The sequence below is a fragment of the Streptomyces sp. GSL17-111 genome, assembly GCF_037911585.1.
Lineage (GTDB): Bacteria > Actinomycetota > Actinomycetes > Streptomycetales > Streptomycetaceae > Streptomyces.
Genome location: NZ_JBAJNS010000001.1, coordinates 598762 through 623547, shown reverse-complemented (window position 1 = coordinate 623547; position 24786 = coordinate 598762). Strand labels below are relative to the sequence as shown.

24 protein-coding genes are annotated in these 24786 nt (G+C 76.0%); 18 read left to right on the top strand and 6 right to left on the bottom strand.

Annotated elements, in window-relative coordinates; genetic code table 11:
* Positions 1–116 precede the first annotated feature (116 nt).
* Positions 117–200: a putative leader peptide gene (locus tag V6D49_RS02915; RefSeq protein WP_340563645.1), complete on the bottom strand. Its 84-nt coding sequence runs from the start codon at positions 198–200 to the stop codon at positions 117–119.
* A gap of 93 nt (positions 201–293) precedes the next feature.
* Positions 294–920, bottom strand: coding sequence for a GNAT family N-acetyltransferase (locus V6D49_RS02910; protein WP_340556798.1), 627 nt, complete (start codon positions 918–920; stop codon positions 294–296).
* 201 nt (positions 921–1121) lie between these two features.
* Here V6D49_RS02910 and V6D49_RS02905 point away from each other — a divergent pair, with 201 nt between their 5' ends.
* The 8 genes from V6D49_RS02905 (at position 1122) to V6D49_RS02870 (ending at position 10257) form a co-directional block, all read left to right on the top strand.
* Positions 1122–2093, top strand: a complete 972-nt coding sequence (locus tag V6D49_RS02905; protein WP_340556796.1) for a carbohydrate kinase family protein — start codon at positions 1122–1124, stop codon at positions 2091–2093.
* A gap of 145 nt (positions 2094–2238) precedes the next feature.
* Complete coding sequence (locus V6D49_RS02900) at positions 2239–3345, top strand: YihY/virulence factor BrkB family protein (protein ID WP_340556794.1); 1107 nt, start codon at positions 2239–2241, stop codon at positions 3343–3345.
* A 130-nt stretch (positions 3346–3475) separates the two neighbouring features.
* The gene (locus V6D49_RS02895) at positions 3476–5554 is read left to right on the top strand and encodes a SpoIIE family protein phosphatase (protein WP_340556792.1); all 2079 of its coding nucleotides are present in this window, start codon (positions 3476–3478) and stop codon (positions 5552–5554) included.
* Positions 5555–5723: 169 nt separating this feature from the next.
* Positions 5724–6008 (top strand): type II toxin-antitoxin system RelE/ParE family toxin, encoded by a 285-nt coding sequence (locus V6D49_RS02890; RefSeq protein WP_340556790.1) that lies wholly within the window; start codon positions 5724–5726, stop codon positions 6006–6008.
* A complete protein-coding gene (locus V6D49_RS02885; RefSeq protein WP_340556788.1) occupies positions 6005–6346 on the top strand; it encodes a helix-turn-helix domain-containing protein in 342 nt (113 codons plus the stop codon). The genes V6D49_RS02890 and V6D49_RS02885 overlap by 4 nt, the downstream gene beginning before the upstream one ends.
* Positions 6347–6450: 104 nt before the next feature.
* On the top strand, positions 6451–7596 hold the full coding sequence (locus V6D49_RS02880) for an MFS transporter (protein ID WP_340563642.1): 1146 nt from the start codon (positions 6451–6453) through the stop codon (positions 7594–7596).
* Complete coding sequence (locus tag V6D49_RS02875) at positions 7596–9038, top strand: AlkA N-terminal domain-containing protein (protein WP_340556786.1); 1443 nt, start codon at positions 7596–7598, stop codon at positions 9036–9038. The genes V6D49_RS02880 and V6D49_RS02875 overlap by 1 nt, the downstream gene beginning before the upstream one ends.
* A gap of 127 nt (positions 9039–9165) precedes the next feature.
* Entirely contained in the window at positions 9166–10257 is a 1092-nt protein-coding gene (locus tag V6D49_RS02870; RefSeq protein WP_340556784.1) for a protein phosphatase 2C domain-containing protein, read from the top strand.
* A 40-nt stretch (positions 10258–10297) separates the two neighbouring features.
* Here the strand turns inward: V6D49_RS02870 and V6D49_RS02865 are convergent, their stop codons facing one another.
* Complete coding sequence (locus V6D49_RS02865; RefSeq protein WP_340556783.1) at positions 10298–11305, bottom strand: DUF2637 domain-containing protein; 1008 nt, start codon at positions 11303–11305, stop codon at positions 10298–10300.
* A 177-nt stretch (positions 11306–11482) separates the two neighbouring features.
* Entirely contained in the window at positions 11483–12340 is an 858-nt protein-coding gene (locus tag V6D49_RS02860) for a (2Fe-2S)-binding protein (protein ID WP_340556781.1), read from the bottom strand.
* 127 nt (positions 12341–12467) lie between these two features.
* Here V6D49_RS02860 and V6D49_RS02855 point away from each other — a divergent pair, with 127 nt between their 5' ends.
* Complete coding sequence (locus V6D49_RS02855; protein WP_340556779.1) at positions 12468–13355, top strand: GntR family transcriptional regulator; 888 nt, start codon at positions 12468–12470, stop codon at positions 13353–13355.
* Between the two features lie 49 nt (positions 13356–13404).
* On the opposite strand, the gene V6D49_RS02850 is transcribed toward V6D49_RS02855, so the two are convergent.
* Positions 13405–14163: a hypothetical protein gene (locus V6D49_RS02850; protein WP_340556777.1), complete on the bottom strand. Its 759-nt coding sequence runs from the start codon at positions 14161–14163 to the stop codon at positions 13405–13407.
* Positions 14164–14508: 345 nt separating this feature from the next.
* On the opposite strand from V6D49_RS02850, the gene V6D49_RS02845 reads away from it, so the two are divergent.
* A complete protein-coding gene (locus V6D49_RS02845; RefSeq protein WP_340556775.1) occupies positions 14509–15015 on the top strand; it encodes a helix-turn-helix domain-containing protein in 507 nt (168 codons plus the stop codon).
* Positions 15016–15417: 402 nt separating this feature from the next.
* Here V6D49_RS02845 and V6D49_RS02840 read toward each other — a convergent pair whose 3' ends face one another.
* The gene (locus V6D49_RS02840) at positions 15418–16650 is read right to left on the bottom strand and encodes a hypothetical protein (RefSeq protein ID WP_340556773.1); all 1233 of its coding nucleotides are present in this window, start codon (positions 16648–16650) and stop codon (positions 15418–15420) included.
* A 193-nt stretch (positions 16651–16843) separates the two neighbouring features.
* Here V6D49_RS02840 and V6D49_RS02835 point away from each other — a divergent pair, with 193 nt between their 5' ends.
* The 8 genes from V6D49_RS02835 (at position 16844) to V6D49_RS02800 (ending at position 24777) form a co-directional block, all read left to right on the top strand.
* Positions 16844–17845, top strand: a complete 1002-nt coding sequence (locus V6D49_RS02835) for an ABC transporter substrate-binding protein (protein WP_340556771.1) — start codon at positions 16844–16846, stop codon at positions 17843–17845.
* Complete coding sequence (locus V6D49_RS02830) at positions 17842–18852, top strand: FecCD family ABC transporter permease (RefSeq protein WP_340556770.1); 1011 nt, start codon at positions 17842–17844, stop codon at positions 18850–18852. Before V6D49_RS02835 ends, V6D49_RS02830 begins: the two co-directional genes overlap by 4 nt.
* A gap of 17 nt (positions 18853–18869) precedes the next feature.
* Positions 18870–19910 carry a FecCD family ABC transporter permease gene (locus V6D49_RS02825; protein WP_445330611.1) on the top strand — a complete coding sequence of 347 codons (1041 nt, stop codon included), beginning with the start codon at positions 18870–18872 and terminating at the stop codon, positions 19908–19910.
* Positions 19911–19933: 23 nt separating this feature from the next.
* Positions 19934–20743 carry an ABC transporter ATP-binding protein gene (locus V6D49_RS02820; protein WP_340556767.1) on the top strand — a complete coding sequence of 270 codons (810 nt, stop codon included), beginning with the start codon at positions 19934–19936 and terminating at the stop codon, positions 20741–20743.
* Between the two features lie 75 nt (positions 20744–20818).
* A complete protein-coding gene (amiA, locus tag V6D49_RS02815) occupies positions 20819–20932 on the top strand; it encodes a streptamidine family RiPP (RefSeq protein ID WP_257573115.1) in 114 nt (37 codons plus the stop codon).
* Positions 20933–20999: 67 nt separating this feature from the next.
* On the top strand, positions 21000–21848 hold the full coding sequence (locus V6D49_RS02810; RefSeq protein WP_340556766.1) for a hypothetical protein: 849 nt from the start codon (positions 21000–21002) through the stop codon (positions 21846–21848).
* Complete coding sequence (locus V6D49_RS02805) at positions 21845–23392, top strand: CocE/NonD family hydrolase (protein ID WP_340556765.1); 1548 nt, start codon at positions 21845–21847, stop codon at positions 23390–23392. The genes V6D49_RS02810 and V6D49_RS02805 overlap by 4 nt, the downstream gene beginning before the upstream one ends.
* Positions 23389–24777: a YcaO-like family protein gene (locus V6D49_RS02800; RefSeq protein ID WP_340556763.1), complete on the top strand. Its 1389-nt coding sequence runs from the start codon at positions 23389–23391 to the stop codon at positions 24775–24777. The genes V6D49_RS02805 and V6D49_RS02800 overlap by 4 nt, the downstream gene beginning before the upstream one ends.
* Positions 24778–24786: the final 9 nt, after the last annotated feature.

The window sequence follows — 24786 nt, the reverse complement described above, 5'->3', positions numbered from 1 at the left end:
CTGGGCGTCTCCCGGCCGCGCGGCCGGAAGGCGAAGTCAGAGGGTGGCACCCGCCCGCGACAGCGGGGGCGGCGTGCGGTGCGGCGGAGCGTGCGAAGTTCGTGGTGCTGTGACTGTCAGCCCGCCGGACAGATCGCGCTGGACATGCGGCAAAGGTCGACGTGACGCCGACTCACCAAGAGGATTCCAGCTCTGGACATGGGAGGAAGACTGGCACGCGCGCTTGGACGCAGTCCACCGTTATCCACGATGCGGACAAGACCGTCTCGCAGGGCGGGACGGTGTGCCCTGGGTCACACCGGGCGACGGGACGGCCACAGGGCGGGGGCGTGCACCTCCGGCTCGACCTCGGTGCGGGTGTCGAAGAGGCGGAACCCCCGGCGCCGGTAGTTCGCCAGCGCGTGCGGGGAGTCCTTGCTGCACGTGTGCACCCACACCCGGCGCGTCCGCTCCCGGCCGGGCCACCGCCGCGCCAGGTCCCACGCCCGCGCCGTGCCCTCGAAGAGCAGTCGCCCGCCGATGCCACGTCCCCGGAAGCCCGGGAGCAGGCCGAAGTAGCTGATCTCCACGACGCCCTCCGGCTGGGCGTCCAGCTCGATGAACCCGGCCGGCGTCCCGTGGTCCCAGGCCACCCAGGTCTCGGTGCCGGGCCGCTCCAGGAAGCCGAGCCAGCGCTCACGGCTCCACGGCAGCCGGTCGGTCCAGGCGAGATCGGTCCCCACGGAGGTGTAGAGGAAGCGGCTGAACTCCGGGCTCGGCACCTCGGCCCGGACGATCCGGATGGCGGACCCGGTGTCCGCTCCGTGGACACCGGCGGTTGGTGGACGGAGATCGTCGGCCGATGTCTGCTCCAGTGACCACGTCGTCACGCTGATTCCGCCGGTGGGTCCGTGGGGGGTGCTGTCCGTGGCGCTGTCCATCCGGGCATCCCATCACACCGCGGTTCCCCGCCCCGCTCCCGGTCGGGGGCAGTCGGTACGCCTGGGCGGGGAACGGCACGGCTGGCAGGATGTGCCGTCAGTCCCGGACTCCGTCCCCGTCCCCGACCGAAGGGGGAACCGTTGGCCCCGTCGCCCCGCCCGACGCCACGGCCCGCCGTGGGCCCCACCGTGAGCCCCGCCGTGCATTCCGCCGTGCATTCCGCCGGGCCCGGCCACCCGGAGCGGGACGCGCCCGTCGCGGTCCTGGGCGAGTGCGTGGCCGACGCCTTCACCACCCCGGCCGTCTCCGGTGCCCTGGGCCTGCACGTGCTCCCCGGGGGAGGCCCGGCCAACACCGCGGCCGCGCTCGCCCGGCTCGGCACCCCCACCCGCTTCCTCGGGCGGCTCTCCGGTGACGTCTTCGGCCGCCTCTTCCGCTCCCGGCTGACGGCCGCCGGCGTCGACCTCGGCGCCGTCGTCGAGGCGGCCGAGCCCAGCACCCTCGCCGTGGCCGACGTCGACGCCCACGGCAGCGCCGCGTACTCCTTCCATGCCGCCGGCACCGCCGACTGGCAGTGGACGGACGCCGAGCTGGAACGGGCCGCGCGGGCCCCGGCGGCCTGCCTGCACACCGGCTCCCTCGCCCTCGTCCGCGATCCGGGCGGCCCGGCCGTCGAACGGCTGCTCACGGCCGTGCGGCCCCGGGCCACCGTCTCGCTGGACCCCAACGTGCGCCCGCTCCTCGTCGACCCCGCGCACTACCGCGCGCAGCTGGCCCGGTGGTGCGCGGCGGCGGACGTCCTGCGGTGCTCCGAGGACGACCTGGTCCACCTGCTGCCGGACGCCGGGCCCGAGCGGGCGGCCGACACCTGGCACACGTCCGGGGTGCGGCTGGTCGTCGTCACCCTCGGTGCACGCGGGGTCTTCGCGTCGCTCGACGGCCACCGGCTGCGCGTGCCGACGCCGCCGGTCACCGTCGTCGACACGGTCGGCGCCGGGGACGCCTTCACGGCCGGCCTGCTGCACGGACTGCACCGGGCCGGTGCGCTGGGCGGCCGCCTCGACGGGCTCGGCGCCGACGTCCTGCACGACGCGCTGACCGCCGGGGTGCGCCTCGCGGCGGCCGTCTGCACGGTGCGCGGCGCCGATCCGCCCCCGTCCGCCGCCGGATGAGCCGGGCCCGCGCGCTCCCGCGCGGAGGCCGGACGGCGGGGCCCAGCACGTCACCGGTGCGTGTCCCGCGCCGGAAGCCGGATACGTTGGACGCGTGCGAGCAGCCGAACCGTCCCCCAGGCGCCGCTCCGCCGGGCGCGTGAGCATGAGCGGTCTCTACCGCAACATCCCGAAGAGGCGACTCTCGTGGCTGCTGCTGAAGGACACGGTCAACTCCTGCATGGAGTACCGCATCCTCGGCCTCGCCGCCGAGGCCGCGTTCTTCACGCTGCTCTCCCTGCCGCCCCTGCTGCTCGGCCTGCTCGGGCTGCTCGGCTACCTGGACGCGTGGATCGGCACGGACACCATCGACAGCGTCCGCACCAACATCCTGGAGGCCTCCGCCACCGTCCTCTCCGAACGCGGTGTCAACGAGATCGCCGCACCCCTCATCGACGACGTCATCGAGGGCGGACGGCCCGACATCATCTCCTTCGGCTTCGCGCTCGCCCTGTGGTCGGGCTCGCGCGCGGTGAACGTCTTCATCGACACGATCACGGTGATGTACGGGCTCGACGGGCACCGCGGCATCGTGAAGACCCGGCTGCTGGCCTTCCTGCTCTTCCTCGTCGCGCTGCTGATCGGAGCCGTCGCGCTGCCGCTCATGGTGATCGGCCCCGACGCCGTGATCGGCTGGGTGCCGCAGGCGGAGTGGGTGGTCCAGATCTTCTACTGGCCCACCGTCCTGTTGCTCTCCATCGCGTTCCTGACCACGCTCTTCCACGTCTCCGTCCCCGTCCGCTCGCCGTGGCGCGAGGACATTCCGGGGGCCCTGGTCGCGCTGCTCATGTGGGTGGGGGGCTCGTTCCTGCTGCGCCTGTACCTGACGGCCACGGTGGAGGGGCCGACGATCTACGGGTCGCTCGCCGCACCCGTCGCCGTGCTGCTGTGGATCTTCGTGTCGGCCTTCGCCGTCCTGGTCGGCGCCGCCGTCAACGCGGCGATCGACCGGGTGTGGCCGTCCGTCGCCACGGCCGCCGCGCGCCGTGCGCGCGACCGGCAGCGGGAGCGGGAGGCGGCGGTGCTGGTCGCCGCCGCCGAGGCCCGCCGCCACCGGGACGGCGGCCCCGCCGGGGCCGACCCGGCATCCGGCACGGGCGACGACGAGGAGGACGACGGCTTCGGCCCCGAGCCCCCCGAGTTCCCCGAACGCTGGGCGCGCTTCCTGCCGCCGGAGGACCTCCGCTCGCGGCTCAAGGGGCCCCGCCACTGACGCCCGGCCCCCTCCGGCCCCATCCCGGCCAGGTCCTCCCCTCCGCGTCGCTCGCGCGCCGCACAGCGGTCGTGGAACCGGGCGAACGGTGACACAGTGAAGGAGATCGCCTTCCGGTCTGGGGTGCGGCATGAACACGCAGCGAACGGTTCCCGGGGCCACCGGGCCGGGCGGGTGGCCCGCCGACACGCGCACCACGCTCGCCCTCAACCGCATGGGCACCTTCGACCTGGACCTCGACCGCGACGTCATGCACCTGGACGACGGCGCGCTCGCCGTGTTCGACCTGCGCCGCGACGAGTACGACGGCCGGCCCGAGAGCCTCGGCAGCCGGGTGCCCCAGTCCGAGTCCGCCCGGATGGACACGCTGGTCTCCCAGGCCATCAAGGACGGGCGCCGCCGCTACGGCCTGTACTTCCGCGTCCGCTGCCGCGACGGCACCCTGCGCTGGACCCACACCCAGGGCCACATCCTCCGCGACCCCGCCGGCCGGGCCCGCCGCCTCGTCGGCGTCGTCCGGGACGCCACGGACGAGCTCGCGGGCGCGGCCGGCGGGGGCGCGCCCGACACCGAACGCCACCGCGAGTCCAGCGTCGTGGAGGAGACGACCGCGGCCCTCGCCCACGCGCGGTCCGTGCGCGACGTCATCGACGTCCTGGAGAGCGCCCGCGGCATGGGGCGACTCGGCGCCGTCAGCCTCCTGATGGGACTGGTCGAGGGCAACCACATCCGCCAGATCGCCGAAGGCCGCACGGCGAGCCTCGTGCCCGAGCTGGAGTACACCCGCATCGACGCGGACTTCCCCATGAGCGAGGTCGTCCGCACGATGACGCCGCGCTTCTTCGTCTCCCGGCAGGAGTTCGCCGCCCGCTATCCCCGGCTGTGGCCCCACATCGCACCGCTGAACGCCTCCGCCGCCGCGTACCTGCCGCTGATCGCCCAGGGGCGGGCGATCGGCGCCGTCGGGCTGCTCTTCCGGGACAAGCACACCTTCCCGCCCCACGAGGAGACCCTGCTCACCGCGCTCACCAGCGCTATCGCGCAGAGCCTGCAACGGGCGATGCTGTACGAGCAGGAGATGGAGCTGGCCGAGAGCCTCCAGCGCTTCATGCTGCCCCACACCATCCCCGCCGTGCCGGGGCTGCGCACCGAGGTCAGCTACCGGCCGGCCCGCCGGGGGCGGGACATCGGCGGGGACTGGTACGACGTCATCCCCCTGCCCGGGGGCCGGGTCGCGGCCGTCATCGGCGACGTGCAGGGCCACGACACGCACGCCGCCGCCGTCATGGGCCAGCTGCGCATCGTGCTGCGCGCCTACGCCGCCGAGGGCCACACCGCCTCCACCGTGCTGGCCCGCGCCTCCACGTTCCTGCACGACCTGGACACCGACCGCTTCGCCACCTGCCTGTACGCCGAGGCCGACCCGTCCACCGGCTGGCTGCGCCTGGTCCGCGCCGGGCACCTGGACCCGTTGCTCCGGGGCACGGACGGCCGGTGCCGGGTGCTCCCGGTGGCCGGCGCCCTGCCGCTCGGGCTGCCCCACCTGGGCGCGCCCGACTTCCCGGTGACCTCCGTGGAACTGGCGGTCGGGGAGACGCTCGTGATGTTCACCGACGGCCTGGTCGAGCGGCCGGACGCCGACCTCGACGACGGCGTGCGCGCCCTCGTCGACGCCGTCGGACGCGGCCCCGACGACCTGCGCAAGCTCGCCGACTGGCTCTGCGAGCTGCCCAACGCGCGGGCGGGTGTCGACGACCTGGCCCTCGTCCTGCTCCGGCGCGACGCCTCGCCGGTCCCGCAGCTCGGCCGCCGTCTCCACCACCACGTCGCGCCGGGGGACCTGCGGGCGGTCGCGGGGGTGCGGCAGATGGCGAGGGCGGCCGTGCGCTCGTGGAACGCCGACGCCTGCGCCGACGCCCTGGAGCTGGTCACCCACGAGCTGACGGTCAACGCCCTGCGGCACACCGACGGCGGCGCGGTCGTCACCTTCCGGCTCCTGGACGGCGCCGACCGCCGGGTCCGCGTCGAGGTCGAGGACACCTCCACCGAGGCCCCGGAACTCGGCCGCGACGAGGACATCGGCCTGACGGGCCGGGGCATGCTCCTCGTCGACCGACTCGCCGACGTGTGGGGCGTGGAGTCGCGCGCCACCGGAAAGTCCGTCTGGTGCGAGTTCGTCGCCCCGACCCGCTACGGCACCCCCGAATAACCCCCACCCCGCCCGGCGCGGACGTGCTCGTGGCCTTGAGTATGTCGCCCCCGACATATAGCCTCGGTCACGTGCGCCCCCTGTTCGCCGTCGAGCTCGAACCCGAAGTGCGGGACTGGCTGGAAGCCCTGCCCGCCAAGCACTTTCTCAAGATGGCGAGTATGTCGGGTTGCTCGCTGAGCATGCTGCGGCGCTCGGCGAGCCCTACGCCCGTTACCTCGGCGACGGGGTGAGGGAGTTACGTCCCACGCTTGATGGTGCCGCCATGCGTGTGACGTACTGGCTCACCCCGAACCGCACCGCCGTCCTGCTGACCGTCTTTCGCAAGACGAGGATGCGGGAGGGCGCCGAGGTGAAGCGCGCGAAGGTCGCACAACAGGTCTGTGAAGCCGAACATGGCCCCGCACACGAAGAGTTCATCCGTATCATCGGGCCGGGAGAGGTGGAGCCGTGACTCACAGTCGCTGGAGAACGCAGCGAGAGCGCAAGCTCGCCGAGGGCTTCACCGAACCCGAGGACGTGGCCGAGGCCCGGCGCGCGATCCGGCTGTCCATGGCGCTGGCGAAGGCCGTGTACGACCGGCGCACCGAGCTCGGACTCACGCAGACCGAGTTGGCCGACCGTGCGGGCCTGACCCAGGCCAAGATCTCCCGCGTCGAAGGCTCCGACACCGTCCCCACCCTGCCCCTCCTCGCCAAGCTGGCCACGGCGCTCGACGCCACCCTCAACATCGCCCTGGACGAGGACGACACCCGGGTGTCCTTCATCGGGCATCGCAGGGACGCGGCCTGAGGGTGGCCGGTTCGTGGCGTTGTGGAGGCTCGGCGCCGTAGGATCGGCGTATGCGCCGACGACATTGATCCTCGCCCGCCTCCGCCGCCTCCCTCCGCCGCAGGCTGTACGCCTACGCGGGGCTGGAGGACTTCGTTCTGCTCTACCCCGTCTACGCGGTGCTCTTCGCCGACACGGGGCTCGACGCGGCCGGGATCTCCTCGCTGTTCGTCATCTGGTCGCTCGCCGGGTTCCTGCTGGAGGTTCCCTCCGGAGTCCTGGCCGACCTGCTGCCACGCCGGACGTTGCTGGTCCTCGCACCGCTGCTGAACGGCGCGGGGTTCGCGCTGTGGACGGTCGCCCCCTCCTATCCCGCGTTCGCGGCGGGTTTCGTGCTGTGGGGTGCCGGGGAGGCGCTGCGGTCCGGCACCTACCAGGCGCTGGCCTGGACGGAGCTGGACCGCCTCGACGCGGCGGACGGTTACGAGCAGGTCATCGGGCGCGGCCGGGCGTTGGGGCTCACCGCCCAGCTGCTCGCCGCCGCCGTGGCCGGGCCGGTGCTCGCGGCGGGCGGCTATCGCGCACTCGGGCTGGCCAGTACGGCGGCGCTCGCACTGTGCGCCGTCGTCGCCCTCACCCTCCCCGACTCCCGCGCCCCCGGCCCGAAGGAGGGGGAGGAGGAGCCGGGCTTCGGCTCGGTCCTGCGCGGCGGCCTGCGGGAACTGCGCCGCACCCCGGGCGCGCGCCGGGCGGCGCTCTTCTGGGCGGTCGTCACGGGCGTCACGGCCCTGGACGAGTACGTACCGCTGCTGGCCGACGCGGTCGCCCCGGGACCGGCCGCGCTGCCGCTGCTGGTGGGCCTCGTCACGGCCGGAGCGGCGGTGGGCGGCTGGCTGGCCGGCCGGGGTCCCCGCCGAGCGGGCGGGCTCCTGGCGGTCGGCGCCGCCTGCCTCGCCGGGGGCGCGCTCAGCGGCCACCCGGCCGGACTCGTCCTGGTGGCCGTCGCCTACGGCGTCTTCGAATGGACCATGGCGCTGGCCGACGCCCGTCTCCAGGCCGCCGTCTCCGACCGGTCCCGGGCGACGGTCACCTCGCTCGCCGGCTTCGGCTCGGAGGTCCTCGCGGTCCTCGTCTTCGCCGGGTACGCCCTCGGTTCGCACGTCGCCGGGCCCGGCGTCCTCTTCGCCGCCGGTGCCGTGCCCTACCTGCTGATGTCCCTGTCCGATTTCCGCGAGTGGCGGCGCCGCCGGAGTCGCACACTGAAGGAGTGATGGACGACGAAAGCAGGTACGAAGCGGTCCGCAGCCGGGACGCCCGGTTCGACGGTGTGTTCTTCACGGCGGTCCGCACGACCGGCATCTACTGCCGTCCGAGCTGCCCGGCGGTCACCCCGAAGCGGCGGAACGTCACCTTCCACCCCTCGGCCGCCGCCGCCCAGGCCGCCGGGTACCGGGCCTGCCGCCGGTGCCGTCCCGACACCGTGCCCGGCTCGGCCGAGTGGAACGTCCGGGCCGACGCCGTGGGCCGGGCCATGCGCATGATCGCCGACGGTGTGGTGGACCGCGAGGGGGTCGGCGGGCTGGCCGGGCGGCTCGGCTACAGCGCCCGGCAGGTCCAGCGCCAGCTGACCGGGGAACTCGGGGCCGGTCCGATCGCGCTCGCCCGCGCCCAGCGCGCCCACACCGCGCGGACGCTGTTGCAGACCACGGGCCTGCCGGTCACCGAGATCGCCTTCGCCGCCGGGTTCGCCAGCGTCCGGCAGTTCAACGACACCCTCCGCGCCGTCTACGGCACCACCCCGACCGGCCTGCGCGGCGGGTCGAGCACCCCGCCCGAGGGCGACGGGGTGCACCTGCGGCTCGCCTACCGGGGCCCCTACGACGCGGGGGGCGTCTTCGACTTCCTCGGCCGCCGCGCGGTGCCGGGCGTCGAGGAGGTGACCGGCGGGCCGGGGGACCGCCGCTACCGCCGCACCCTCGCCCTGCCGCACGCCCACGCCGTCGCCGAGATCGGGGAGCGCGGCGGAGCGGGGTGGCTGCCCTGCCGGCTGCACCTGGCCGACCTGCGGGACCTGACCACCGCCGTCCAACGCCTGCGCCGGCTGTTCGACCTGGACGCCGACCCCTGGGCCGTCACCGACCGGCTGAGCTCGGACCCGCTGCTGCGGTCGTCCGCCGCCGCCCGGCCGGGGCTGCGCTCGCCCGGCGCGGCCGACGGCGCCGAGCTGGCCGCTCGCGCCGTGCTCGGGCAGCAGGTCACCGTCCGGGCCGCCCGGACCCTCACCGCCCGGCTCGTCGCCGCGTACGGCAAACCGCTGTCCGCTCCGGACGGCACGTTGACCCGGTTGTTCCCCGACGCCGCCACCCTGGCGGAGGCCGACCTCGCCGAACTCGGCATGCCCGCCGCCCGCCGGGCCGCGCTGCGCACGGTGATGGCGGCCGTCGCCGACGGCTCGGTGCGGTTGGACCCCGGCGCGGACCGCGAGGAGACCCAGCGCGCCCTGCTCGCGCTGCGCGGGGTGGGTCCGTGGACGGCGTCCTACATCCGCATGCGGGCCCTCGGCGACCCCGACGTGCTCCTGACCGGCGACGCGGGGGTCCGGCACGGTCTGGCGCGCCTCGGCGGCACGCCCGACACGGCGGCCTGGCGGCCCTGGAGCTCCTACGCGGTCCACCACCTGTGGCGGGCCGCCGCGTCCGCCGTCGACGGGTGACTGCGGTTCGGCGTCACCCTCGGGAGTGACGCTGCTGTCAGCATCCCCGGTGCGGTCGAAGCCAGTTGGCGTGTGCCACGCGCCCGTACGGGTAGGCGGCGGCGCGGCGCGCGGCGACACTGTCACCATGACGCACGACTGGTGGACCCGGCTGTACGCGGACGACCAGCCCGACGCGGGACGCACCGCGGCGGCCGACAGCCTGGACGACCGCTTCGAGGCGGCCGCCCGCGCCCTGAACCACGGGAGAGGCCGCGTCCCCGGCCGACAGGAGCCGGCCGGGGACGCCGAGCCCGCCGCATCGCCCCGGCACGTCGGTGACCGCCCGCCGACGCACGGCCCCGAACCGTCGGCCTGGCCCGAGGCCGATCCGGCCCGCCTCGAACAGCTCGCGCCCGACATCGAGTTGGACGCCGCCGGCTACGGCGCGCTCACCGTGCGGACCGTCTCCCTGCGTGGGGACTTCGCCCGGTTCCGGGGCCGCCCCCGGCACGACGCCCTGCTGACGGCGCGGTTCGGTACGGGCGATGACGCGTTGCTGCTGCTCGCGGTGGCCGGCAGTGACCGGGGCGCGTCGTCGGGACAGCGAGCCGCCCGGACGGCCTGCCACCGCATCGCCGAAGCCGTGGGCCGCAGTCACGCGGGCCTGCTGGACGACGTGCGGGCCGGGCGGCGCAGCGCCCTCAGGTCGGGCCTCGGCCGGCTGACCGGACGCGGTCTCGGCGGGCCCCGCCGCCCGGTCTCGGACGGGAACCCCGACCGCACCGGCCACGCCGACCGCACCGGTGGTGCCGAGGCCGAGGGGACGGCCGAGCGCGCCGCCTGGCTGCGGTGCCTGTTGCTGCCCGTCGACCCCCGCTGCCGGACCCGGCTGTTCTTCGGCGCGGGCCCCGGCGGCCTGTTCCGGCTGCGGGACGGCGCATGGGAGGACATCGAGCCGTCCGCGGCCGCCGGGCCCGCCCCGTCCGCGCCCGGCGGCGCGCGACCGTCCGTGCCCCCGTTCCGCTTCCGTGCCTGCGCCGCCCGGCCGGGGGACACGCTTCTCCTGTGCAGTCCGGGGCTGGCCGAGCCGCTGCGCGGCGAGCCGGAGCTCGGCCACGAACTCGCCGCCCGCTGGGCCGGGGACGCGCCGGGGCCGGCCGCGTTCCTCACGGACGTTCAGCTCCGCGTGGCGGGTCACGCCGAGGACCGCACGGCCGCCGCCGTCTGGGAGGCCTGAGCGCGGGGCCGTCCGCCGGGCCCGACGGACGGCCCCGCGCTCAGCCGAACTGCTTCTCGATCGCGGCGAGTTTCTCCTCCAGGGAGTCCAGCCGCCCGCCCGCCTGCCCGATGTCGCCGCTCTCCCGGGACGCGGCCCCCCGGCTCCGCTCGGCGCTCTCCTCCTCGGCGGCGGCGAGGGCCGCACGGGCCCGCACGGGCTGCTCCACCTCGACCGCGACCTCGACGTCCTGCGGCCCGGCGGCGCGGCCGGGCACCCAGCCGGGCCGCCGTCGGCTGAGCGCCTTCAGGCGGGCCCGCTCCAGCTTGGTCTGCTCGCGCTGCCGGGCCCGTTCCCGCTCCTTGGTGCGCCGCTCCTCGCGGACCTCGTCCACGGCCTCGTCCAGCGTGCGCACCCCCTCCAACAGCATCAGCGACCACGCGCGGAAGGTCTCGCGCGGCGCCCGCAGCCAGCGCACCACCCGGATCTGCGGCAACGGGCGCGGGACGAGCCCCTGTTCGCGCAGCGCCGCCCGCCGGGTCTGCTTGAGCGCCCGGTCGAAGAGGATGGCGGCCGAGATCGACATCCCGGCGAAGAAGTGCGGAGCGCCCGCGTGGTCGGCGCCGCGCGGGGCGTGGACCCAGTTGAACCAGGCGGCGGCCCCGGCGAAGATCCACACCAGCAGCCGGGAGCCGACGGAGGCGTCCCCGTGGCTGGCCTCGCGCACGGCGATGACGGCCGAGAACATCGCCGCCCCGTCCAGTCCGAAGGGGACGAGGTACTCCCAGCCGCCGCTGAGGTTCAGGTTCTGCCGGCCGAATCCGACGAGCCCGTGGAAGGACAGGGCGGCGGCCACTCCGGCGCAGCAGAAGAGCAGCAGGTAGGAGGCGGTCGCGTAGACGGTCTCCTTCCGGCGGCGCCGTTCCTCACTACGCTCCCAGGAGTCGTGCTGCGCGGCGTCCTCGGCGGACTTCCTCCCGCGCACCATCAGCACGACGGCCCCCAGCAGGCCGACGAGCATGACGGCTCCCGCCACCGTCCACTGCAGTGATCCATCCGTGAGTTCCATACCGGTGCCCCTCGTCGGCCGTCGGCCGTGGACCCGGGGTCCGGGGAGCCGGGCCGCGGGTGCCGCTTTCTCGCGGTGCATCCTGACCCAGGCCGGGGGCGCGCAGGGGCGATTCCCGGCAAGTGCCCGCCAACGAGGTGCGCGGGGACGGTATTCGCCCGCCCGGATTCGAACGCGTCAGGTGTCGGCGGTCAGACGTGCGATGCGCTCGGCGTCACCCGTGCGCGGGCAGGTGACGCAGGTCTCCTTGGGGCGCAGGGTGTAGAAGAGGCAGCAGCTCGCCCGGTCGCGCGTGGGGAGGCAGCTGCCGTCGGGGGCGGTCAGCTCGCGGAAGCCGGCGCCGCGCGGGAAGGGCGACGTGGAGCCCGGCAGCAGCGCCTCGGCGGCCTCGATCGCCCGCCTCTCCTGCCCCAGGAGCCGGCCGACGTACCACAGGCCCTCGGTGATCTCGTCCGCCGCCGCGCCCCACAGGGCGCGCGGACCGCGCCGCATGCGCGGCCGGAAGCCCTCCAGGACCGGTCCCAGGTGCTCGGCGACGGCCGCCCGCACCTCGGCCCGCAGTGCCTCCTCGTGCGGGACGACCCGTGCGTCGGGGCGGTCCGCCGCCGGGTCGTCCGGAAGGCAGGCGAACGTGGTGGTGCGCAGGGCCAGGCGACCCTCGGCGCGGTGGAACGCCACCGCGTCGGCCGGGAAGCGCGGCACCCGGCGCAGCAGGAACCACGGCACGGTGATCAGCAGGGTCGCGGGCCAGGCGTAGCGGTGGAGCCCGAAGGAGGCGATGACGTCGGGCCGGCCGGTCACGCCGTAGTCGCGGCGGATCTGCTCGTCGTCGCAGGCGAGGAAGGTCTCCAGGGCGCCGCCGCCGTCGGCCAGCTCCGAGCTGGTGACCCAGCCGTCCCCGGTGGGCAGCGGGGCCGCGCCGGTGTCGGTGATCACCAGCCCGGGCAGGACGTCTTCGAGCCGCGCGTAGGCGGCGGCGAGGGGTGCCTCCGCTGCGGGGGCGGAAGGCACTGGGGCGAGGCTGGTGACGGCCATGCGCGAGGTCCCGATTCCACGATCACTGACAGGTAAGCCTTACCTTACCGGATCTTTGGACGGTTTGATCTCCGGCACTCTCGGCCTAAGGTGCTCTTCGGACAGTTCGGCGGACAGGAGCGGACGGATGGCACGGACCCGGGCGGAGTCGTCGTCGGTGCCTCCCACCACCCCCTCCCCGCCCTCGCACCGGCCCGACCGGCCCCTTCCGGCGCCCGCCTCAGGTGACGACGCCCTCGGCCCCCTCGGTGCCGCCGGTCCCGGCGACCCCGCCGGCCTCCTCGGCCCGTCCGGGGCGCAGGCCGGTCCGGCGACGGACCCCTCGCAGAAGGGGAGGGCGCGTCCGGTGGCGCGCACTCCGCAGAGCGCGCGCGGGGAGCACGTACACGCCGCCGAGGGTGCGCCCCCGCGCCGCATGCCGCGCCGCCACTCCGTCCGGGGCCAGATCCTCAGCGCCCTGCGCGAGGCGCTGCTCGGCGGGGAGCTGGTGCCCGGTCGCGTCTACTCGGCACCCGCACTCGCCGAACGCTTCGGCGTGTCGCCCACCCCGGTCCGGGAGGCCATGCAGCAGCTCGCGGCGGAGGGGGCGGTCGAGACCGTGCTGAACCGTGGCTTCCGGGTGGCCGAGCACTCGCCGTCGGATCTCGCCGAACTCGCCGAGATCCGGGCCCTGCTGGAGGTGCCGCCCCTGCTTGCGCTGGCCCGCGCCCTGCCCGCCGAGCGGTGGCGTCCGCTGCGTCCGCTGGCGCAGGCGACCGTCACGCACGCCGCCCGGGGTGAGCGGGTCGCCTACGCGGAGGCCGACCTGGTCTTCCACCGCGCGCTGCTGGAGCTGACCGGCAACCGGCATCTCGTCCGGGTGGCGGAAGACGTACGCCGCCGGTGCGCCCGCCCGCCGCAGTCCTCCGGGGCGCTGCTGGCCACGGCCAGGGAGCACGTCCTGCTGGTCGACGCGCTCGCCGCCCGGGACCTCGTCGCCGCCGAACGGCTGCTCCGTGACCACGGCGTGAACTGAGCGCTCCTCGGGGGCGCGGCGCCGGAGCCGTGCCCGGGGCGGCTGTGCCTCAGGCGGCGGGCAGCCGCTCCGCGAGCCACGTCGGGACGCCGCCGAGCAGCCGGAACAGGCGCTGTGCCTCCGCCCGTAGCCGGGTCGCCTCGGGCTCGGGCTGGACGTCGGCGAGAGCGGCCAGCGCCGGTGCCATCCCCACCAGGAAGCCCAGCTCCTCACGCAGCCGCAGCGACTCGGTGAAGCCGTGCCGCGCCTCGGTGAGGTCGCCGCCGCGCAGGGCCAGCCCGGCGAGATGGCGCCAGGTGAAGGAGCACAGCAGGGTGTCGCCGTGGGCGGTGGCCGCGGCGTGGGCCCGCCGGTACGCCGCTTTCGCCGCCTGTGGGGTGTCGCCGAGGTGTTCGGCGAGCAGTCCGCGCCGGAAGTCCAGGACCGCGCGGCCGGGGGCGGTCGGTGGGAGCAGCGCGGCGGCCCGGCCCAGCGCGGAGCGGGCCTCGTCCGCCCGGTCGCGCACCCCCAGGACGGTGGCCGCGTAGGCGAGGTGGCCGCGCTCGCAGGCGGCGGCGCCGCGCAGGGCGTCGTCCTGGGCCAGCGCCTCGGCGGCCCGTACCGCCTCCTCCGCCTCGGCCCAGCCGGCGGTGGTGAACATGCACCGCTCGACGAGCAGTCCGGCCCGCCGGACGGCGGCGCCCGCGTCGGTCGCGGCGTCGGCCGCGAGCAGTGCCGCGGCGTCGTCCCAGCAACCGCGGGACCGCAGCCGCCACACGGCGCGGTCCAGCGGGTCCTCGCCCTGTTCCCGGTGTACCGAACCTGACATGGCGGAGTCCGCCACAGTGCCCTCCCCAAGCGCGTCATCGAGCCGGATGGTGCCGGTGAGCCCGGACGAACCCCTCTGGGCCCGGGTGATCGCATCACAGCACGGAAGCGGCACGGAGCCAAGAGGCCGGTGTGAATTCTTTCACAATCTTGAGCACCTGGGGGCGGCGTGGAACGGGCGCCGACGCTCCCACGCGACGGCGGAGCTGTAACCGTGGGTTAAGGCCGTGGTGCGGTCGCTGTCGCTGCGGGGATCTGGTGTTCCGTGGAGACGGCGTGGCACGATACGGGCCTGGAACTCGCCTTAACTGAGCGTGAGTCGGGCGGAGTAGGGAAGGCGGTGAGCATGGCCGCAGCCGAGGAGGTGCCGCGCGGTGGCGTCGGCGGCACGCTGGCGGAGCGCCTCGGCTACCTGTTCGCGAACATGCACCCGGTGGGCTCTCCGTACACCAACGCCCATGTGGCGGAGGCCATCAGCGGTCACCCCGGGGAGTACGGCGGCGTCCGGCTGACCGAGCAGTACCTCTCGATGCTGCGCAACGGCCGACGTGTGAACCCCAGCCCCGACGTCCTGCGGGCGCTGGCGAAGTTCTTCGGCGTACCCGGCGGCTACCTGCTGGGGGACCTCTCCGCGACGCAGGCGGAACGGGTGGAGGAGGAGGTCCAGTTCCTCGCCGCCATGCGGGACCAGCGGGTCCGGACGATCGCGCTGCGCTCGGTCGGGCTGCCGCCCGAGGTGCAGGAGAGCCTGACCACGATTATCGGCCAGTTTCGGCAACAGATGAATTTGCCCGTGGAACCTCCGGAATCCGGCGAACGCCCTGCGTGCGGTGGTTCCGAGCCCACGGAGTGAGGCGGGGTGGCGATCCCTCAAGGACAAGGTGGCCCGGCACGGGGGTCCGGGCCGCCTGTGACAAGGGCGGCGCCGAGCGGCAGGCCGGTTCGGCGCCGCCCGCCCTCCCGGCCGGTGCCCGTGGGCGCGCGCGGGCGGTCGCCGGTCCCAACCTGAAGCCGTGGCTTGATATCGCCTGCGGTGCGGCGTCGCAGCGGGGGCCGAACGGCTTTGTGCTGCGCGACCGTTGGCTGATGCGGTAGAAAGGTCCTGTGCCCGTCCGGTGTGCATCCCCCGTCGCACCGGGCGGGCCTTCGTGCGTTCCGGTGCTGTGCGTTCCGGTGCTGTGCGTTCCTGTACCGCGTTTCCCGTGCCTGCGTTCTCCGGGGGCTCCCGGCGTGAACCCGGCGAGCTGAGGCCCGCTCAGCGTCCGACGGCATCCAACTCGGCCCGGTCCCCCGCGTGCAGCAGGGCCAGGCGGCCGCCTTCGTCCAGCGGTGTGGGCGTGTGCAGCACGCCCGTCGCCCTGCCGTCGGCCGCGTCGAACAGCTGGATCTCCCCGTGTCCGCCCCGGCTGACGGCCACCCGGTCGGCGCCGGGGGAGGCCGCCACGGCCCGGCGCTGCACGCCGTCCCACGGTGTGCCGCCACGGCGCGGCGCGCCGTCCATGGCCGGCAGGGGGAACCGGGCGGAGACCGACGGCCGCCCGCCCCCGCGCGCGAGCAGCAGGAGTTCGTCGCCGTCCGGGTGGATGCGGGTGAAGGCCGCGTGGTCCCGGGCGAGAGCCATGCGGAAGACGAGCCCCGGGCCGAGGTCGGTGTGCGCGGTCAGTCCCGTGTCGAGGTCGTGGCACCAGGCGGTGTTCGTCCACTCCGGCCAGCGGGTCGGGTCGGCGGGCCCGCCGCGCAGGCACGACCACAGCAGCCGGTGCGGCGCGTCCAGCCGCAGGAACCAGCCCCGTCCCGCGCCGCCCCAGGGCAGCGGGTCCTCGGCGACGAGGGCGCCGTCGTCGAGCCGGGCGCGGTGGACGCCCTCCCCGGTGGCCGTGAACACCCGGCCGGACGCGGGGTCGTAGGCGTCGCCGTGCCCGTCGTCCGGCAGCCGGAGGGCGGCGTCCGGCTCGACGGTGGGGCAGCCGGGGCCCGCCGCGAGGAGCCGGGAGTGCCGGAGGAGGGCGAAGCCGCCCGGCGCCCGCTGCCGCAGGACGAGGTGCGGGTCCGGGCCGCCGGTCAGCGTCACCCCGGGCTCGTCCACGCGGACGCGGGTGCGGTTCGCGCGCCCGGTGTCCAGGTCGACGGCGGTGAGCAGGTCGCTCCAGGGCTCCTCGGCGTGGCCGAGTCCCGTGGTGACGGCGAGGTGGCGGCCGGACGGGTCGGCCGCGAGGTGCTCGGCGGGCGTGGCGACGGGTATCGCCGCGCTCTCCAGCGGCTCCCCGCCCGCCGCGCCGAACGGGTCGAGGACGAGGAGGGCGCCCGCGAGGTCGTCGACGCACGCCACCCGGTCGCCCGGCAGCCGCAGGAAGCCCGCGTGCTCGCTGACGTGCCGACCCTCCACGGCGGCGATCTCGGTGCCGTCCGCACCGTCTGAGAGGTCCAACAGGCCGATACGCCCGGCGACATGGTCGGCGACGAGCAGCAGGGTCTCGGTGGTGGGCACGGGCGTCCTCCGGCGGTCGGGTGCGGCATGAGGGTGACTGGAAATGATTATCATGTGTATCCTGCGCTGCGCGGACCGCCCCCGACAGCGCGGGTGGTGCCCGCACGCTCCCTCACCCCCCCCCGTGCAAGCGCCCGGCGCCCCCGGGCGCGTCGAAGAAGACCAACGGCACCAGCAGAACGGACGACGCCTCATGTCGCGCTCATCGATCCGCACCGGCCGACGGAGGCTGATAGCCGCCGCCGTCACCCTCACCGCGCTCCTCGCCGGGTGCGGCACGTCCGACGGCACCTCAACCGGTGACGAAGGACGCCCGGACTCCGCGAACGGCGACCGCGCCACCACGGACGTCACCGTCGAACCCATCAAGGCGGCCCGCGAGATCACCGACGCCCGGGGCGTCACGGTCGCCACCGACGCCCCGCCGCGCCGCGTCGTGTGCCTCGTCGCCCTGTGCGACGACATGCTCGTCGAACTCGGCATGGAGCCCGTCGCCACGAACAGCGCGCTGCTCGCGCACCCCGACGTCCTCGGTGAGCGGCGGGCCGCCGAGATCCCCGTCGTCCCCGGCGGCTTCCTCGCCCCCGAGGTGGAGGCGATCCTCTCCCACGAGCCCGACCTCGTCATCGGGCTGGAGGACACCCACGGCAAGCTCGCCCCCGCGCTGGAGGGCGCCACCACGTTCTGGCCCGTGCAGCCGGAGAAGTGGCAGGACAGCGTCGGCTACCTGCGCGACCTCGCCGCCCTCACCGGCCGCACCGAGCAGGGCGAGAAGGCCGAACGGACCTTCCGCACCGCGCTGGCCGAGGCCGAGGCCGAGCCGAGTGAGCACACGGCCCTCATCATCTACGGCAGCGACGAGAACTTCGGTGTCGCCACCCCCGGCACCGACGTGGCCGCCGGGCTCTTCCCGAAGCTCGCCGACTACCCCTTCGCCTCCCGGGGCGTCGAGGGCAGCTACAGCCTGGAGGAGATCCTCGCCAAGGACGTCGACGTGCTGTTCGTCGAGACGATGTCCTTCGGCGACGACAGCGGCAAGCTCTCCGAGAAGCTCGCCGACAACCCCCTGTGGGGGCAGATCCCGGCCGTGCGCAACGGTGACGTGCACGAGGTCGACCCCGAGGTGTGGGCCAAGGGCCGCGGCACCCGCTCCCTCGGCATCGTCCTGGACGAGGCGACGGCCGCGCTGCGGTGACCGGCCGCCGCCAAGTCCTGGTCCTGGCCGCGCTGCTGCTCGCCGCCGCGCTCGCCGCGCTCTGCCTGGGCACCCCCGTCGTCGCCCCGGCCGGGCTGCCCGGAGCCCTGCGCGGCGTGCTGCCCGGCGGCGAGCACGACGGCCTGACCGGCGTCGTCGTCGGCGAACTCCGGCTGCCCCGCCTGGTGCTGGGGCTCGTCGCCGGTGCCTGCCTGGGCGCCGCCGGACTCGTCCTCCAGGAGGCCCTGCGCAACCAGCTGGCCGTGCCGGAGATGCTGGGCGTCTCCTCCGGCGCCGCGCTCGGTGTCGCGGCGCCGCTCGTGCTGGCCGTCTCGCTGCCCGCCGTCGTCGAGCCGCTGCTCGCGCTCGGCGGAGCGGCGCTCGGTGGGGTCCTCACCCTGCTGGCCGCCGGCTTCGGCCGGAGCCCGTCCGCCGTCCTGCTCACCGGCGCCGCCGTGTCGGCCGCGCTCCAGGCGGCGCTGCTGGTCCTCATGGTGATGGCCGACCAGCTCGACCTCCAGCTCATCTACCGCTACCTCCTCGGCTCCCTCTCGGCCCGCACCTGGGACGACGTCACCGGCCTGTGGCCGTGGCTGCTCGCGGCCCTGCCCGCGCTGGTCCTGTGCGCGCCCGTCCTGTCCGTCCTGCGGCTCGGGGACGACGACGCCGAGGCCCTGGGCGTGCGCGTGCGGCGGGCCCGGCTCGCCGCGCTGGCCGTCTCCGTCGTGCTGATCGCCCCGGTGGTCGCCGTCTGCGGGCCGGTGGCGTGGGTGGGCTTCCTGGCCCCCCAACTGGCCCGGCGGCTGCGGCCGCACGCCGGTCCCGTCCACTGGCTGCCCTGGTCGGCGGGGTGGGGAGCCTGCGTGGTGGCGCTCGCCGACGTTCCGGCCCGCCTCGCGCTGGCTCCCGTCGAGACGCCGGTCGGGGCCTGGACGGCACTGCTCGGCGTGCCCGCCGGTGTCGCCCTGCTCCGCACCGGGGCCCGGCGGCGGGCGGTGGCGGCGTGAGGGCCCGCAGCGCCGCCGTGGCGCCGGGCGCCGGACGCGTGCGGCCCCGCGCCGCCCGGCGACTGGGCGCGCTCGCCGCCCTGGCCGTGCTGGTGGCCGCCGCCGACCTGCTGGCCGGGCGGTCGTTGGACACCGCCACGGTGCTGGACGTGCTGACCGGCGGGGGCGACCCGACCGCGCGGCACATCGTGCTGAACCTGCGCCTGCCCCGCCTGCTCGTGGCGCTGGGCGCGGGCGCCGCGCTGGGGCTGGCCGGCCTGGTGCTCCAGTCGGCGCTGCGCAATCCGCTCGCCGGGCCGGAGGTCACCGGCGTCACCCCGGGCGCGGTGCTCGGGGCGGTGACCGCGACCGGGCTCGGCTTCGCGGGCTGGGAGTCGCCGGCCGCCGTCTGCGCCGCCGCGACCGTCGGCGGGTTCACCGGCGCGGGACTGCTGTGGCTGCTGGCCGGGCGGGACCGGGGCGACCCGGCGGGCACCGCCGTGCACGGCGTCCTCGTCTCGGCGGTTCTCGGCGGGCTCACCGCGATGGTCCTGCTCGTCGCGCCGGGCGAGTTGGGCAGCGTGGTGCAGTGGCTCGTCGGCAGCACCGAGGGCCGGGTGTGGGCGCACTGGCACCTGCTGTGGCCCTGGCTGCTGGTCTGGGCGGCGGCCGTCTGGCTGCTGGCGGGCCCGCTGACGCTGCTGCGGCTCGGCGACGAACCGGCCGCCGCGGCCGGACTCGCCACCGGACGGGCCCGGGCGCTCGCCCTGCTGTGCGCCGTCGCGCTGACGGCGGGAGCCGTCTCGTCCGTCGGCGCGCTCGGCTTCGTCGGCCTGCTGGTGCCGCACCTGGCCGTCGCGCTCTTCGGCGCCGACCTGCGGTACGCCCTGCCCGGCGCCGCGCTGACCGGTGCCGTCGTGGTGTGCGGGGCCGACGCGCTGGCCCAGGTGCTTTCCCGGCACCTGGCCACCTGGCTGGACGCCGACCGGCTGACGCTGCCCGTCGGCGCGCTCACCACCTGCCTCGGGGCCGGGCTGCTGCTCGTGGTGGTGCGCCGCGCCCCGGACCGTACGTTCTGAAGCCGTCTTCGAGGAAGTGGACGATGGACCTGACCGAACCGCCCGGCATCAGCGTGGAGGGTGCCGGCTTCGGCTACCCGGGGCGTCCCGTGCTCCGCGACGTCGACCTGCGCGTGCCGCCCGGTGAACTGACCGCGCTCGTCGGGCTCAACGGCTGTGGCAAGTCCACCCTGTTGCGGCTCGTCGCGGGCCTGCTGAAACCGGACCGGGGCCGGGTGCTCCTCGGCGACGACGACCTGGCGCGCCTGGGCCGCCGGGCCGCCGCCCGCCGGGTGGCCCTGCTCCACCAGTCCGCGCCCGCCGTACCGGGGATGACCGTGCGGCAGTTGGTGCGCCAGGGCCGGTACGCCCAGCGCGGCCCGCTCGGCATGCTGCGGGACGGGGAGGACGCCGCCGTGCGCCGGGCGCTGGCCGACACCGGCGTCGCGTCCTGGGCGGACCGCCCGGTGGACGCGCTCTCCGGCGGCGAGCGGCAACGCGTCCGGCTCGCCATGGCGCTCGCCCAGGACACCCGCGTCCTGCTGCTGGACGAGCCCACGACGTACCTGGACCTGCGCCATCAACTGGAGGTCCTCCAGACGGTGGTGCGGTTGCGGGCCGAGCGGGGGATGACGGTGGTGATGGTGCTGCACGACCTGGGCCACGCCGCCCGGTTCGCCGAGCGCGTCGTCGCGCTGCGGGACGGCCGGATCGTCGCGGACGGGGCACCGAAGGAGGTCGTCACGCCCGCGTTCCTGGCCGAGGTGCTCGACGTGGCCGGACGCGTGGGGGAGGACCCGCACGGCGGATGGCCGGTGTGTTACCCGGATCACCCTCTTACGACTGGCACATGACAATCGTTTTCACTTAGTCTTTTCCTGCGTCACCCGATCGGGTGACGTCAACCACCTCAACTCCAGGAGGAATTCATGGAGCAGGAGAAGGTCTTCGCCCCCATCGCCGACCCGGGCCAGCTGGCCCACGCCTCGGCCAGCCACTCCAACGCGCTCGTCGAGAACCCCTTCGACGACAACGAGGAGTAAGACCCCACCCGGCGGGCCCGGCCTCCGGGCCGGGCCCGCCCCCGACCGCACCGAAGGAGCCCCTCTCATGACCAGCAGCCGGCTCGCCCCCGGAGTGGAGGTCGTCGCCGTTCCCGGCGGTGGGCCGGCCCTGCGCACCGCGGACGGTGAGTTCCTGCGCATCAGCACCGGGGAGGCGGACCAGGACCGCCTGCTGGACCGTCTCTCCGGCCGCGCCGCCACCGCCCCCGCCGCCGCCGACGCCGACGCGCTCGACCGTCTTGTCGCCGCCTTCGCCGACGCCGGGTACCTCGCCGAGAGCGACAACGAGAACGACGATCCGCCGCCGTGGCCCCGACACCGCCGCGACGTGAGGCTGTTGGGCGCTCCCGCGCTCACCGGCCCGCTCGCCGCCTCCCTCGCCGCCGCCGGTGCCGCTCCCCGCACGGTCTCGCCCGCCGAGCTCGGCACCGGTCGGCCCGCCGCCGTCGTCTGGTGCCTCGACGGGCCCGTGCCGCCCGGCCTGTGGGACGACGCCGACCACCTGCCCGCACGGGGCACGGCGTGGCTGCGCTGCCACCGGGAGGGGCACCAGCTGTGGATCGAGCCGCTCGCCTGCGGTCCGGGTGACGTCTCCTCCGCCCACGTGCGGTCCCGCCGCCTGGCCGCCACCCCGGCCCACCGCGAACTCGCCGCCTACTGGGCCGGCCACCGCACGGCCGGGGCGCCCGTCACCCTCACCCCGGCGGCGGCCGCCTTCGTCGCCGCTCTGCTCGCCGCCGACCTGACCCACTGGGCCACCGGCGCCGCCCCCCGGCCCGGCGCCCTGCCCGTCACCCGTCGGCTGCGCCGGGTCGACCTTCGGGACCTGACGGTGACCCAGCACGCCGTCCTGCCCGTGCCGCCCGTCGCCCCGCCCGTCAGGCCCCGGCGGTGACCGCACGCGTGCACACCGAGCACCTGCCGGCCGCCGACGGCACACCGCTCGCGACCGGCCTGTGCCTGCCCGCCGGGCCCGGACCGCACCCGACCGTCCTGATCCGCACGCCCTACGACCGGCGGCTCCACCACGCCGAGCTGGCGTCCTGGGCCCGGCGCGGCTTCGCCGCCCTGGCGCAGGACGTGCGGGGACGCCACGGCTCGGCGGGGGAGTGGCGGCCCTACCACCACGAGCGCGCCGACGGGGCCGCCGCCCTGCGCTGGGTGCGTGCCCGCCCCTGGAGCGACGGCCGCGTCGTCGCCGCCGGGGCCTCCTACGCCGCGTACAGCGCGCTGGCCCCGGCGCTCGACGCCGCGCCCGACGCCCGGCCCGACGCCGTCATCGCCGCCGTTCCGGCCCTCGGCCCCGCCGACACCGCCCGGGAGCCGACCGGGCCCGAACGGCTGTGGTCCCGGGCCGGCTGGTGGCTCGCGCACGGCGACCGGCCCGACAGCGATCCGGACGCCCTCGCCCGGGCGCTGGCACGGGACCCGCACCTGCTGGACCACCTGCCGCTCACCGACCTGCCGCAGCGCCTCGGCCGCCCGCTGCCGTCCTGGCCGCAGCTGTGGCGCGGTCGGGGACGCGGGCGGATCGTCCGGGCCGCCGCGCGGGCGACCGTGCCGCTGCTCGCCGTCGGAGGCACCCACGACCCCTTCCTCGCCGACACGTTGGCGCTCTGGGGGCGGTGGCGGGGTGCGCCCGCCCGGCTGCTCCTCGGCCCCTGGGCGCACGGCCTGACGGCCGCCCCGGGGCCGGACGCCGACCCGGCGCACCGGGTCGCCCTCGGCCCGCTGTACGCGCGCTGGGCCCGGCTCGCCCTCGACGGCCGGCTGGAGCCGCAGCCGCGCGGCGTGCTCGCGCTGGGCGGCGCACCCCTGTGGCTCCCGGCCGCCGGGCCCGCCGCCCGGCTGCGGCCGCGCCCGCTCGTGCAGCGCTTCGGTCGGCCCGGTGGGCTCCGCGTCCTCGGCGGGAGCCGCTTCACGGCGGACCCGCACGACCCCGTCCGCTCCGACGACCTGACCGTGCCGCGCCGCCCGGACGGCGCGGCGGACCGCTGCGTGCTGCTCGCCGCACCGCTGCCCCGCCCCCTCGACCTGCTGGGCGAGGCCGCCGTCCGGCTGCGCGTCACCGCCGACACGCCGAGTGCCGACTGGGTCGCCCGGCTCATCGCCCTCGCGCCGTCCGGGGCCGCCGTCCACCTGGCCACCGGCGTCACCCGCCGTCACGACCCGCCCGGCCGCCCCGCCGACGTCACGGTGCCGCTCGGGCACCTGGCCCGGCGGCTGCCCCCCGGCTTCCGGCTGCGGCTGGAGATCGCCGGACACCACTTCCCCGCCCACGCCCGCAACCCGCACACCCGCGAGAACCCGGTGACCGCGACCGTGCTGCGCCCCTCCCGGCGCGCCGTGACCACCGCGGGCGGTGCGCTGGTGCTGCCCGCCGTCCGCCCGTGCCGCTTCACCGACGCGGTCGACCCCGTTCAGGAGATCTGCCGATGACCACCCCGCCCACCCTGCCCCTCGACGCCCTCGTGGACCCGGTGTGCGGCATCGTGCGGTCCGTGGAGCCGGTCGCGCACCCCACCGGCGCGCCACCCCGCTACGTCGCGATGACCGCCGAGGTCGCCGACGCCCGGCGGCTCGGCGCCTGGCCCGCCGACCGCGTCTCGCTGGGCACCACCTTCGACGACCCCGAGGGGGCCCGCGTCGCCGCCGTCGCCGAAGCCGTCGAGCGGTACTGCGGCAACCGCGTCCCGCCGCCCGGCCACCGCGACGCGCCGCTGGCCGCGACGCCCGCCGAACTCGTGGCCGCCGGCCTGCGCCACCTCGGCCCCGCCGACCTCCCGCGCTACGCCCCCTGGCAGTACGCCCGGCCGGGCTTCCCCTACCGGCCCCTGGACGAGCACACCCCCGCCCTGTGGGCCCGGGGGCAGGAGCACCTGCCGGACGGCGGCGTCGCCGAGTGCCGGATACCGGTCTCCCTGACCCACCTCAACTGGCGTCAGGGCGAGTTGAGGTCCTACCCGCGCACGCACCACCTCAACTACGCGGGCATCGCCACCGGGCAGGGCCTGACGGACGCCGTCGAGCGCGGCCTGCTGGAGGTCGTGGAGCGCGACGCGCTGGAACTGTGGTGGCACCTCGACGGCCCCACGCGGGGCATCGACCCGGCCAGCGTGCCGGGCCTCACGGAGGAACTGACCGGTTCGGGGCTGCGGTTGTGGCTGACCGAGATGCCCTCCGAGTTCGCACCGTGCGTCGCCGCACTCGTCCACGACCCGGAACGCGGCGTGTACGCCGCCGGGTTCGCCTGCCGCGAGGACCCGGCAGAAGCCGCCCGCAAGGCCGTCCTGGAGGCCGTGCACACCTGGGTGTTCACCCAGGGCCTCACCGCACCCGACGGCTGGGTCTTCCGCGCCGTGGAGGCCGGGCTGCTCGCCCGCGGGCTCTACCTCGACCACCGTGCCGACGCCCGGTACCTGGACTCCTGCGGGCCCGACTTCGCGGCCGTCCGCGACCTCGGGGCGCACGTCCAGGTGTGGCTCGATCCGCGCATGGCCGCCGAGGCGCGCCGCTTCACCGAGCCCGCGCTCGGCGTCGTTCCCGTCGACGCGATCGAGCCCGGCGGCCGGGAACGGCTGTGGGGCGCCCTGCACGCGGGCGGCCACCGCGTCGTCACGGCCGACCTCACCACCGAGGACGTGGCCGAGACCCCGCTGCGCGTCGCCCGCGTCCTCGTCTCCGGGCTGGTGCCCAACGCCCCCGCCGCCTTCGCCTACCTGGGCTGCGCGCGGTTCGCCGAGGCCGCTGTGGCCCGGGGCTGGCGGACGTCCGCCCCGCACGCGCCGGCGGACTTCAGCCTCGCCCCGCCGCCGCACATGTGAGCCCGCCGT